This is a genomic window from Magnetococcales bacterium (assembly GCA_015232395.1).
Lineage (GTDB): Bacteria > Pseudomonadota > Magnetococcia > Magnetococcales > JADFZT01 > JADFZT01.
Genome location: JADFZT010000037.1, coordinates 14988 through 27693, shown reverse-complemented (window position 1 = coordinate 27693; position 12706 = coordinate 14988). Strand labels below are relative to the sequence as shown.

Annotated in this window: 10 protein-coding genes and 1 pseudogene; all 11 read right to left on the bottom strand. The window is 52.4% G+C overall.

Translation table 11 applies throughout. The features are described 5' to 3' along the window. Window positions 1–41 precede the first annotated feature (41 nt). Window positions 42–1649 carry a cation:proton antiporter gene (locus HQL52_11480; GenBank protein MBF0370065.1) on the bottom strand — a complete coding sequence of 536 codons (1608 nt, stop codon included), beginning with the start codon at window positions 1647–1649 and terminating at the stop codon, window positions 42–44. Window positions 1650–2203: 554 nt separating this feature from the next. Next, on the bottom strand, window positions 2204–3784 hold the full coding sequence (locus HQL52_11475) for a peptidoglycan-binding protein (GenBank protein ID MBF0370064.1): 1581 nt from the start codon (window positions 3782–3784) through the stop codon (window positions 2204–2206). A 320-nt stretch (window positions 3785–4104) separates the two neighbouring features. Then, entirely contained in the window at window positions 4105–4905 is an 801-nt protein-coding gene (locus HQL52_11470) for a DUF2189 domain-containing protein (GenBank protein MBF0370063.1), read from the bottom strand. 517 nt (window positions 4906–5422) lie between these two features. Beyond that, window positions 5423–5797 (bottom strand): annotated as a pseudogene (locus tag HQL52_11465) (transposase family protein). Between the two features lie 248 nt (window positions 5798–6045). After that, complete coding sequence (locus HQL52_11460; GenBank protein MBF0370062.1) at window positions 6046–6273, bottom strand: transposase; 228 nt, start codon at window positions 6271–6273, stop codon at window positions 6046–6048. 42 nt (window positions 6274–6315) lie between these two features. Further along, complete coding sequence (gene mgtE / locus HQL52_11455; GenBank protein MBF0370061.1) at window positions 6316–7683, bottom strand: magnesium transporter; 1368 nt, start codon at window positions 7681–7683, stop codon at window positions 6316–6318. Window positions 7684–7702: 19 nt separating this feature from the next. Beyond that, a complete protein-coding gene (locus HQL52_11450; protein MBF0370060.1) occupies window positions 7703–8344 on the bottom strand; it encodes a DUF2062 domain-containing protein in 642 nt (213 codons plus the stop codon). Between the two features lie 15 nt (window positions 8345–8359). Beyond that, window positions 8360–9409 carry a glutathione synthase gene (locus tag HQL52_11445; protein MBF0370059.1) on the bottom strand — a complete coding sequence of 350 codons (1050 nt, stop codon included), beginning with the start codon at window positions 9407–9409 and terminating at the stop codon, window positions 8360–8362. A 13-nt stretch (window positions 9410–9422) separates the two neighbouring features. Beyond that, on the bottom strand, window positions 9423–11414 hold the full coding sequence (locus HQL52_11440; GenBank protein MBF0370058.1) for a flavohemoglobin expression-modulating QEGLA motif protein: 1992 nt from the start codon (window positions 11412–11414) through the stop codon (window positions 9423–9425). Continuing rightward, complete coding sequence (locus HQL52_11435) at window positions 11386–12165, bottom strand: cytidylate kinase-like family protein (protein MBF0370057.1); 780 nt, start codon at window positions 12163–12165, stop codon at window positions 11386–11388. Before HQL52_11435 ends, HQL52_11440 begins: the two co-directional genes overlap by 29 nt. Continuing rightward, a complete protein-coding gene (locus HQL52_11430) occupies window positions 12155–12571 on the bottom strand; it encodes a response regulator (GenBank protein MBF0370056.1) in 417 nt (138 codons plus the stop codon). Before HQL52_11430 ends, HQL52_11435 begins: the two co-directional genes overlap by 11 nt. Between the last annotated feature and the right edge of the window lie 135 nt (window positions 12572–12706).

Below are 12706 nucleotides of genomic sequence, written 5' to 3'. Positions count from 1 at the left end.
AAAAGGGAGATGTTGGACCTCGAAACTCGACTCTAAAAAGCCTATTTTTCCAATTGCTTCATTGCTTCAAACATATGTGTGGCAACTCCCAAACCGACTTCATTGTAGACATTATAGACCTCGGTAATGCCGTGTTCTTTCAAGTATGCTTCCTGGTCAGGATATAGAGCGGTAGCTACTAAAGCCCCCTGATAGCCATGTTCACGTAGATTATCTGCCACTAAAATATTGGCCTTTTGATGGGGCATAGCCAACAAAATCATTTTTACCCCCTGATGGCCATCAGTAAATAGTGACCAGAATTCTGGATGGGAGGCGTCACCGAATACGACATTGCGACCATCTGCGCTGTTCTGCGCCACCACGTTTTCATCAACGTCGATACCCAGGATTTTCCCTTTTGATTGTTTCAATATTTCATCATAGGCTGCCTGTCCTACTTTACCCATCCCCAGGATTAGGAGACAGTTCCCGGAAATAGAAATTTCCTCATCTTCTGGTAAACGCTCATCTCTTTCCCAACGCACTAACCAATCATGGAATTTTTCGTAGAAATCATCCGTTCGGTTATTCAAAGGTGAGGCGAGGAGAAACGAAAAAGAGAGTGCAAGGGCGAGGATGGTAACCCACTCAGTTGGTAACCACTCCACATTTATGGCAATAGCGGCGACAATCAAGCCAAATTCAGAGTAATTGGTTAAAATGGCTCCGCCCTGTGTTGCGGCTCTGGCTCGGACTTTGAAACGAGTCAATAGTAGATAGAACAGCCCCCCTTTGACCGGCAAGATCAGAAGCAGTATCAGAGCAGCCAGAGCAGTCTCCCAAGTTGGCAAACCTGAAAGTCCTATTGTGAGGAAAAAACCAACTAAAAATACATCTTTGAAACCCAGAAGGTGTTTGGATAACTCCCCTGCGCGAGGATGACTTGCCAGTAACACACCTAAAATCAACGCGCCAAGATCTCCTTTCATCCCTACAAGTTCAAATATGGCTGCTCCACCCAGAGCAGTGACGAAACCGAACAGAGTGAGTAGTTCACGGTGGCCTGACAGAGAAAGTATATAGCCCAACAAATGGCGCCCAGGAATTAATGCCAACAAAAAGATAGCCCAGACAGATGGCAACTTGCCCGAGGAAGCAGCCAAAAAGATCACTGCTGCAATATCTTGAATAACCAATATTCCGATGGATGTCCGGCCATATTGTGAGCCCATAGCTCCTCGTTCTTCCAGGACCGTGACAGCAAAAACTGTGCTGGAGAATGAGAGAGCAAAAGCAACGATGAGTGCGGCTGTCCAATTCAGGTCGACAAATGCTTGAATTGCAGTCAGACTCAGGAACAGCAAAATCGATGTGGTGACAATAACACTGATGATCATGTGGGCAGTGGCAGTGCCCCATGTTTCAAGCCGGGCAAGTGTTTTTAATTGTAATTTTAGCCCGATGGTGAAAAGCAGCAGGGTCACCCCAAGATCTGCCAACTCATTCAGAAAAGAGTCGCTGGATACGCCCAGGATATTGAGCATAAAACCTGCTGCCAAAAAGCCTAACATTGGAGCAAGTTGGAATTGTTTGAATATTAGCCCGAATAGAAAAGCTATTGCGATCCAAGCAGGGTCTTGAATCTGAATTGATCCGAGTATGTCCATCATTACACTCCAATAAAATGACGTACTATGGCCTGAGCATCACTGTTTTCGGAACTATTGCCGTCCTATTGGGGAAACAGGGCAGTGGCTTCAGAGGGGGCTGCGTGGCCATCTGAACTACTACACGGTTCCCGGTAATGGACGGAGCCTGAATTTCTTTTTCAATCGGGTGTCTCGGTACTGGCTGCGGTCTCTACGTCGGCGCAGTCAGCGAAGCCGGATGCCCTGGTCCAGGTTTAAACAAATACTGGATCGCTTTTTCCCTCCAATCCCCATCCTGCATCCGCAACCGTCACACTGCTTTGACGCTAGGGCTCAAGGTAGGAGCCTGGTGCGTTAGCAGCGCACGCCGGGATCTGGGCGGGGGCGCCGGGAAACCGGCATTCCTACCGCGATCGCCTCCGTTCACTTTCAAGTATATTGGAGGTTTGCTATCTGCGTTGTTTCCAGTAGTCGTTCTGTCTGCCCTTTTCGTTTAAAACAATAAGGACCCCCCGGCTTTGCCGAGGGATATCCTCGAAAATTAGGCGTTCGCCATCCTCAGATTGTCGTGATCAAATAATACCGAGATTTTTCAGGGTTTCCAGGTTGAGGTAGCGATCGGTGGGTAGATTGTTCGCCTGTTGATAGCCGTTCAAGCCCCGAATGGTCAGCACTCCGATGATGCCGTCGATGGGGCCATCATAATAGCCTTTTTCCTGAAGACTGGTCTGCAACTTACGGATCACGTCGGGGGTTGTGTTTGTCTCGCATAAAATGGGCCGCCACTCCATGCGACCTTCCTGGGCAATTTCCTGATAACTCACCGTTTTGTATTCTGCAGGAATGACGGTACGTGTTTCAGAAGCCGGGGTGACGAGCTTGCATACTTCTTCTGTCTGGTATTTGGCCGGAATGTTGATCTCTTTGGTAGTAGCTGGTATTTCGACCACACGACGAGTGACTGTTTTATATTTGGCAGGGGTTTCAGTCAGGCAAATCTTGTTGCCGGTACGTGTCTTTCTCGGCTCATCCCGGTTATGAATTTCATGCCAGACAAAGCTATGCTCAGAAACTTTTTTGGTGATGGATACTGTATTGTATTCGGCTGGAATTTCAGTATGGCTCGCCTTGGCACTCTCAGCCAGCCTGGAAACCATGATGGTTTTGTATTGTGCAGGAATCTCCACGGTTTTTGTAGTGGCGGGAGATTTCAGGATGCGTTTGGTGATCGTCTTGTAGGTGGCGGGTACATCGACAAGACACATAATTTCGCCCGTGGCTTCATCAATCTTCTGGATGGGGCCGGTCCCCTTTTTCCAAATGGTGTGAGCGGGCACATCCAGGACAGACTCTTCGATCGTTTCATAGACGGCAGGAACAGCAATCAGTTTGGTGGAGGCCTCTTTGACCAAAACCGTCTGTTGCTCCATGCGAAACTGGGCGGCGGAAACATCCACGTTTTCACTGGCTTCAGCCTTCAACACTTGTTTGCTTTCGGTCGTGAACTGGGCTGGACGATAGTGCTCGTGGAAACAGGTGCCAGGTACGGCAGCATCCAGATCAATGCCGTGATCCTTGGCGGCGGCCAGTAGTGCCACGTTTGCCGGAGGATCATTTTTATCCAGACCCGTTTTCCAGAGCTGTGAAGCCTCCTGGGTCATGATGGTCTCCTCATGCGTACCATAGACCGCAGGCACGGGGACCAGTTTGGTGGAGGCTTCCTTCACCAGGACGGTTTCATCGGAGCAGATATACTCGGCCGGGACGGTGTGAACCTTTTCGCCAGCCTCTCGAACCAACACCTCGACCTCCTTGGTCTTATAGACCGGCTCCGCCCAGATCCGGGCATAACACTCTCCGGACTTGGCACTGGGTGGAAGAAGCAGATCGACTCCGGAGAGTTGAGCTATTCTGGAATCGGCCAAAGCTGTTCTCTCCAGGGCAGCCTGCTCAGCTTCTTCAGCAGCCTGGGTTTTGGCTGTCAGGGCCGCCTGTTCTTGCTTTAACACGGCGATTTCATTTTGAAGTTGTGACTCCAGAGCGGCCTGTTCTGCGGTTGTTGCGCAGCCTGAAAGAGTGGCAGCCAGGGCCAAAACAAGGGGGATGCCAGTGTTTTTTCGAAAGTTTAATCTCTTGGTGTCTATGGTTTTCATGTTGTTTTTCCTGTCAAAATAGCCGGATTGGGAAGAGAGTGGCAGGCGTAGCGATTATGTGTTGGGTATTTCGAACAGATTTTAAGGCCTTCTTGGGGAAGTCAATTTTCCAGCAAAGCATTGTTATATTTTTATGGGGTGGTGTCAAACGTACTTGCAGGCAGTGACCCGTGGTTGAGTTTTGCCCACGGTTGATGTGGAAAGGGCTCTTCGGATGGTTCTGCCAAGCTAGGTGTTCAGTCCCGTTTCGTAATACTCCACCTCCCTTTCAGGACCAGATACTAACTCAAGGACTGAATCAGGATTTGGGGGGCAGGCCATCAGTTACGCCGTGGCCAGGCGCTTGCATCGACCGTTTCCTGGTAAGCATGCCAGGTGGCGTGACCGAGTACCGGGAATATCACCACCAGCGCCAACAGCCCGGTTATCACCGAGATAAGCACTCCGCCCAGGATTGTCGCCGCCCAGAGGAATGATACCTTGCGATTGCGCAACACGGCGTTGATGCTGGTGACTACTGCGGTGAGCAGATCGGTCTTGCGTTCCATGATCATGGGTAAAGAATATGCGCTGATACAGAAGGTGATCATCGCAAACACGCCTCCCACCATGGTCCCGATGCCGAAAAAGAAGATCAGGTCCACCGGCTCGCTGTCAAACCTGCCGACCGGGAAGATCAGTTGCAGCAGATGCCCGACGTGGATCCAGAACAGAAACAGGATGATGAGAACGCTGGAAAACAGCGCCAGGTTACCGATCCCCCCTGTCTTGTCACGCAGGCAGTAAGTCAATAGTGGCTCCCGTCCGGTATTCAGCTGACAACTGATGGAGTAGAGACCGATGGCCATCACCGGGCCGATCAGGGTCAGGCCGGAAAGGATGGTCAGCAATACCAGGGGCCCGCCGATGACGAATCCTGCATAGCCAGCGACGTAACACATCAGCAACGCTACCAAGCCGTAGACAAGGCTTTTTTTACGGGTGTGTTTCAGATCGGCCATGCCTAGTCGCAGCCAGCGTTTCGGTGCCTCCATGTCCAGTTCGCGACAAGGTGCAACTAAGGGTAAGGGTTTGGCATCGTCCACCGGATTCTGTAAGTCCTCGTCGATTTGTTCTGACATATCACTCCATCCTGTTTTTATGATTGGTTTCGTGGCTGCCAACGGGCGAACCCAACAAAGCCTCTGGATTTCATCCGAGAACGACGTATGAGGAGGATAAACCGTCTGTTACTCAGTAATCAGTAGATTCTCTTTAAAAGGGCGGACAGAGCCGAGTCAAGGATCCGTTCAGCAGGACTTTCCCTAAAAAATCAGGGTTCGATGCGCGCAACACGATGATTCAATGGGAGAAAATGTTGGTTTGGAAGTGAAATGGGCATTTTTGGGGAGACTTTTTGCAGGATGAGGGGCGCTCCCCGGTGGGGTAGGATTCCGGTTGCGAAGCCAGGAACACCAACTCACCAAAAGGAGGCCCCATCTCATGATACCGCAGACTGCGACCAAAATCCGCTCCCAGATGGCACATTTTTCGGGGAGACTTTCAGTCGGTTTAGGAAAAGTGGCACGGCGGTTGGTGGATGAGGTGATGTATGGTGTTGCGGCCCGTGGCAGCGTACGTCTGACTGAGATTGAAGGTCTTGAAATCTTTGGCGATAAACTGGGGGCCGTTGTCCGAGATGATGCGTGGACGGACCTCCGGGTGTTGCTCCTTGGCGCGCTGGATGATGATCTCCACATCCTGTTCAGTCATGGATTCCCGGATCTCCCAGTGAATGATGGTCCGGCTGCATCCATCCAGGAGGCTGCACAGGTAGTAGAATGTGCCGCTAATGTTCAGATAGGACACGTCCGTATGCCAGTGTTCATGGGGCTTCAAGGGCTGAACAAAGCCGGTTCCCTTCAGGGATTTGCCTGGATTCCAGCGGGTGAGGAGGCCAGCCTTCTTGAGAACCCGCCTGACGGTGGAAGGACTCACGGCCACGATGTCGGCATCCATCATCATGTAGGTCAGGCGGCGATAGCCCTCCAAGGGATGCTCATGGAAAAAGGCGATGATCGCCTGGCGTTCCCAATCCTCCAGCCAAAAATCACGGGGAATCCGACCGTTATGTGTACTTGCCAAGACTTGATCCACCAAGCAAATCGGGAGAAAGTCTTGTGACCAATCAGGTGACAGCGATTTCTCCCAATTCACTATGTGAACCAATATTCTGCACCAGCCACACACGCCCAACTGCCGGATTTAGGATAATTCCAACTCTAAATCAACAGAGCATTATTTATCCATGGCCACGCCACGATAGAGTGCACGCGCGCGTGGTCTTTTTCCAGGGCTTGGAGAGCAGCTTCCAGATGCCGTTCAAGAGAGTGGAACCACTTCTCACGCAATTCATCCCAGATATGCTCCATAGGGTTGAGTTCTGGCGCATGGGGCGGGAGAAACAGGATCGTTTGCGGGCTCATCGCAGACGTGGCTGGCGTCAGCATCTGGGTCTTCCGCCGACTCAAGTGGGTATGATTCCCACCCGCTCATACCAGCCAAGGCATCATAATCGTTGCAAGACTCAAGACGATAAAAAAACCGGCCATATCCGTCACGGTGGTCAGCAAGGGGCCGGATGCCACAGCCGGATCAACCCCAAGCCTCTTGAGTAGCAACGGTACGGTACCACCAATCGAAACAGCGATCATCGTGTTCAATGCCAAGGCGATGCCAATGACCAGCCCAAGATATGGATTGCCTTTCCAAACCCATGCAACCAGAGCAATTAGAATTCCCAAGGCGATGCCATTGATCAATCCGACCGAAATTTCCTTGATCCAGACACGAAACATATCCGCAGGCCGGACAATCCCCAGGGCGAGCTCACGCATGCTTACGGCGACGGCCTGATTTCCGGAGCATCCGCTCATGTCGGAAACCATGGGAAGGAACACCGCAATGGCGATAACGGCAGTCAGGGTCTGTTCATAGGCTGAAATCACGCTGGCAGCGATCATATTGAGTACAATATTGGCGCTCAACCAGGCCAATCGGCGGCGGGAGCGCAAAAAGACCGGCATGGTACGCAATTCTTCTTCGATGACACCCTGACTCTTCAGAGCGTCGGATTCCGCCTCCTCCCGCCTTCTGGAGGAGATATTCTCTTGAAAGACCGTGCCAATCAAAATGCCATCATCATCCACCACGGGGAGACTGAAATATCCGGTTTCGTCAAAAATAATTGCCAGTTCATCCACGGATTTGTCTGTGGAAACATGGGTGGCACCTGCAACCAGGGAGTCGATGGTCTTGGATGATGGTTCACCAAAAAGCCTTAAAATGGAAAGAACCCCAACAAGCCGGCGCTGATCATCTATGACATAGGGGTAAAACTTGAACTCGGATTCGTGTTTTTCCTTTTCAGCGACCAGAATCTTGAGCACCTCTCCAACCGTTTGGCCATTACGGAAGGTCAAGGTTTCCGTATTCATCATGCCGCCGGCTGAATCCGGAGAATATTCCTGGATTAACCGCAGTTGATCGGCATTTTCCTGGTCCATACTCTCCAGAAGACGGGTGGAATCCGCCTGGGTAAGGTCCTGAAGTATTTCAGCCTGATCATGAGTTGGATATTCCTTAAGAATTTTGACTGCGTTTTCAGAAGAAAGGCTGGCAACGACTTGAGCTGCCTCCACATCCGGAATCACCCGTAGCAGACGCGCCGCGTCATCCGGTTCCAGAAGCTGAAACACACTTTCCTTCTCTTCTTCCTCAAGCCGCCTGAAACCTTGGACCATATCGAGGACCGGCATTTCATTTACGGTTTCCTGAACGGTCTGCGTATCGTTTTCCACGATGGCATTACGCAGGACCTCCTCCGGAAGCGGAGTTGGGGTTTCTGTCTGTTCGTCCATTTTACACCAGGGTCCTGTTTCAAGAATTTGCGTTTGATGTGGGAACTGTCGGCAGCCCGGGATCCGGTTTTGATGGGGCTATCAGGTTTCCGATCGCAAGTTGGACGCGTTTATTGTCCATTCGAGAGCGGTGCCGCTCCAAAAACCGCAGGGTCAACCAGTAACCCACTCCCCCGCCGACAATGGCCCAGGGCAGGGAACCTACCAGCATCGGCCATCCGAAGGTCTCCATGAGGCCAACCAACTGAGCCCAGAGCGCATCCAGGCCTTGCTGACCGGTCTCGGTCGTTTTTTCAAGTCTCTGACTGAACGTTTCAAACCCCCGAAGTTTTTCCCAACGCCCCATGATCATCCGACCGGTGACGGTGAAAAGGTAATAGAGCGGTGGCAGCGTGACGACATTGGAAATCAACGTCCAGGCGCAGGCCACCGCCGGGTTGAAGTCCCAACGGTGAATCCAGCGTTTGGTCAACATCCAAATCCCGAGGACCATGGGGATTTGAAAACCCACCGTGGGCGTCAGGGAGAGAAAAAGCCCAACCCCTGTTCCCCGGGCCGTGTACTCGGGCGGATGTTGACCGCGCAGCATGGGACGGATCAGGCGGCGCTTGGTTTGAACAACCAGCCACCGCCATCCCCACGATAGAGACAAGTTACTCATTGATGTTTCCAAAAGTCACAAAGTAGCCATCTCAACGTTGTCAAAGTTCCTGCGGTAGAACTTCATATATTCCACCTTGCGCTCCAGTGCCTCGATGACCGGGATGTTGAAGTTGACGTTTTCGAAGGATTGGGCGCTGCCCAGGCCGCCAGGGCTGAAGACGTTGATCTCCATGAGCTTGTCGCCAACGACGTCCAAACCCACCAGGAACATGCCATCCTGCACCAGCTTGGGCCGGACGACTTCAGCTACATGCAACATCGCCTCATCCACTTCAGCTTTCATTTTCTTGCCGCCGGCGTGAATGTTGGAGCGGATATCCCCGCTTTCGTTGACCCGGCGGAATGCGGCCAGCTTGCCTTTGTAGCGCAGGGGATAGCCGTTCAACATGAACAGGCGGGTATCTCCCTGGGCGGCCGCCGGCAGATACTCCTGGGCAATGACGAATCCGTCGCGACTGATGGCCTCCACCATCTGATTGAGGTTGGAAAGTTCATCCTTGCGCACCAGAAAGACCCCCTGGCCGCCGGAGCCTTGAAGTGGTTTGAGAATAATATTGCCACCCATCTCCCTGGCGAAGGAGCGAATCTCCGCTTTGCTGCGGGAAATCAGGGTTTGGGGCCGCACCTCTTCCGGGAAGAGTTGGAGATACATCTTGTTCATGGCCCGGCCCAGACTGTTGGGGTCATTGAGGACCACCACCCCATGGTCGGCGGCGAGACGCCCAAACTGGATCGCGGCGCTACGCGCCCAGGAACGGCCTTCGCCCTCTTCTCCGGCGGGGTCATTGCGGAGCATGAGAATGTCCAGGTCCGAGACGCAGATTCTTTCGTTCTTTGCCTTGGGGCCTTGGACCTCCGCAAGAAATGTCTTGAGGGCCTTGTATCCCGATTTTGATGGCCCAATAGCATCCCCATAAAGCTTACCATCTGCAGCATAGGAGAATTCACCAGGGTTGATGTACCATACTTCGTGGCCACGGTTGGCGGCAGTCATAGCCAGGCGGGTAGTGGTGTAACCCACCTCCTCGGTCTTGATGTTGTTGATAACAAATCCCAGTTTCATGTTTTTTCCTTCTCTATGATTCCAAAAGATCCAGAACGGTAATCCCGGACTGCAGTTTTTCCATTCTCTCCCGGGCGCTCAGTTCATGCAGAAATCGGGGAGTGAGATAACCCGGTTGAAGCACCTTTCGCCAACGAAGCTCCTGAATAATGGGGATATGGCGGACTCCAATCTTGCCGATCCATAATGGGTCCAATTCACCACCACTGGCCAGGTATTGTAACAGCCACCCAAGCCCGCGCAAATAGACGGCATCCTTGGTCAATCCTCCCCCACGATGGGCGCGCATGGTGACTTGGAAGGCGCTCTGCCTGGAGAATCCATACATGCCGTGAAGCAATCGAAAGGTTTCAGTGAACGAAGCACCTTTGACAACTGACTGGACCGCCACAACCCGGGCGGCCAGGATGCGCAACCGGAATGGCGACAACCCGCCCACCAGATATTCCGCCAGAACGGCGAGTCCTTCCTGAAGCTCCTCGTATCCGGCCAAGCCATGGCTCAGAAGCTTGAAAGGCTGCGCTTGACCATTGAACCAGGTTACCAGATGCACGCCGACCTCATGTTGGAGAAGCGCCTCCAACCGGTAGGATGGCAGCTTGGTTTTGGCTCCGATAAAGAGCTCTCCCTTGGAAACCAAAAAACCGCTGGGAACATCGTCACGGATCTGTGCGGTAGCTGAAAAAATGGGATTCAGACCCCGGTAGTGACGCATCTCATCCTGGGCCAGTTCCACCAGTTTTGGCAGGGGGATGGTCTTGGCGCCACGTCCCCGGGTTCGGGGAGAAATTTTCTGGAGCATCTCTTCTGCCAGCAAGCTCAACTTCTCGTCCACGCTTCCGAATATCTGGATACTGCCAGGAAGAAAACGGGAGGTGTTGCAATCCCCCAGCAGGCTGATCATACGGTCCAACTCATCCTGTTTTTCCCGGAACAAATGGGCTAGCGCCGGATCTTCGATCCGCTCCATGGGGATCTGGAAAAGCTGCCGTTTCAGGTCGGAGGGATCATAGGGGAGTGGGCGATAAGAGAATTCAGGATCTTTCTGACATCCATTTTTTTGAAAAGCCAGCCAAGCTGCATGGGTGTTGACCGGAGTCACCTGAAACAGATAATCGAAATTATCACAGATCCCCGCCAGCCGTCGGTCCACCTCCCAGACCAGTTTGGTGAGCGCTCTCGGACCCATGGCCTGAAAATGGGGCGGGCGTTGGGAAGTCCGGCTCTCCATAAACCGGAACAGGGCTTTTCGGATCCCATGGCTCAATCCTCGGCGGAACTGGCGGAACAGGAGAGGAAACACTTCGCAGGTTTCCACATCCCCGGGCTCCCGAAAGACCGGTCGTAGTTGCAGACCCATGACATGGCAGTCGATGGCATCGCTTCCGGCCGGAATGGTCAGGCCGGCCATCCTGTTTACCGAGGGAAATTTTGACACTTGAACAACATCAACCTGAGCCTTCTGTTTCTGGAAACGAAAACTCCGCAAGCTGGTCTCAAATGTCCGAACGGTGGATTCCAGCAGTCGGTTTTTCCGGCTAAAGATACGGAATGCCGGAGCCGCTACCGGCGTGTCGGCATCCCCTACGAAAGCATCTCCAGCGGGTTCCGCCCAGATCTCAATGATCAGAAAGGCCCCGAACTGAGAGCCGAGGGTCTCCACGATGGTCTTCAGCAGCGCCGTGACCAACTTGGCGTTTTTTTTCTCCCCGGAGGTCGCAAGATAGGCGGATTCCCCCGCCAGGAGTTTTTCCATCCCCGCATCGGTCTGATTGAATGGTCGCCGATATAGGCACAAAAAGGGCAGCGCCCGGTCGATATGAAGCCGTCCCCAACCCGGAAGAGCGGCGCGGATCCGGCCTTTTGCGGTCAACTCCCGGCGGACCTTTTCGACGAAGGCGCGTTCATCCGCTGTCAACAAGGAACCGGGAACTGTTTGCCCATTATCATGACCAGACGATTTCATGCCGTATCCATTACGCCGCTTGATAGGCGCTTTGCCCATGCTTGATTCCACTGTCCTTAGCACTGGGGAGGTGGCGTCCATTGTCGGTTTTCCTTTCCGGGACGTGGAATCCCATTTGTTTCATGGTGAACAGAGCGACCTCTGTGATCTGGTCAGGGGTGAGCCCATCCGAATTCAAAACCAGGTCGTAATAGGTCTTGGTAGAGGGGAAGTGTTTGAAAAGTCCCCGAACAAAGGCCATTCTCTCCTGATTGATCTGGGTAATCATTCGTTTGGCCTTTTCCAGGTCCACTCCCTCACGGTCCGCAATCCGCTTGGCGCATACCTCCACCGATCCGGTGATGCGCATTCGAAACACGTTTTTCCGATTATCCAGAATCAGGTGGGCCCCCCGCCCCAAAATGACGCCACCCATATCCGCGACTCCTTGGATAAGGTGGATCAACCTTTGATGGTAGACCGACCTGTTTGGAGCCCCTTTGGTGACCATCGTATACAACCAATCTTCGAGGAAGCTTTGGGGAAGTCTCTCATCAAATCGGCGCATCAGTTTTTTATCGGTTTTCATCCGTTCCACGATTTGATCAAGAAGCTCCTGGTCGAGACAGGGCACCCCTATTTTCCCCGCCAGGATTCGGCCTGCCGCATTTCCCCCAGCGCCAAAATCCCGGGCAATGGTTACTACAGGTCCGCAGGACGCGATCTCCCGTTTACCATTGGTTCTGGAACCCTGGAACCCAATGGATTTGATCAGGGCTTGAACTTTATCCAAAGCGTCATCATTTTTCATCGTTCATTCCTTTCGCCAGTATGGATTGAACCATATTGAGAAAAAGCTCTTTCTTCAGAGGTTTTGTCAGACTGAAAACCGCCCCAAGCTGAAGTGCGATTTCCAGGATATCGGATTGCGGCATTTTTGCCCCCCCTGAGGACATGGCTATGATTTTTACAACTTCCCGAGGGGCAAAGTTCCGAATCACCTCAAACCCGTCCATATTGGGCATGAATATGTCGGTGATCACCATATCGTAGTGGGTCCGATCGAGCAGTTTTGTGGCCTTTTTTCCATCTTTTACGGTTTTGACGAGGAAACCGGCTTTAGAGAGCGATCTCTCCAGCAAATTCAGGATGGATACATCGTCATCAATGATCAAAATCCTGCCTTTGACCGTTTGTTCTACAGCAATACTGTCCATTCTGGGACTCCAATGGGGACTGATTCGGGAGACCGGTTTTTCGGTTTCAAGACCAGACAACAAACATTCCACTCAACGTTCAGCTCCATGACATCACCTTTCACTTTCAGGGCAGGCGCAATCGTTCTGCTTGTT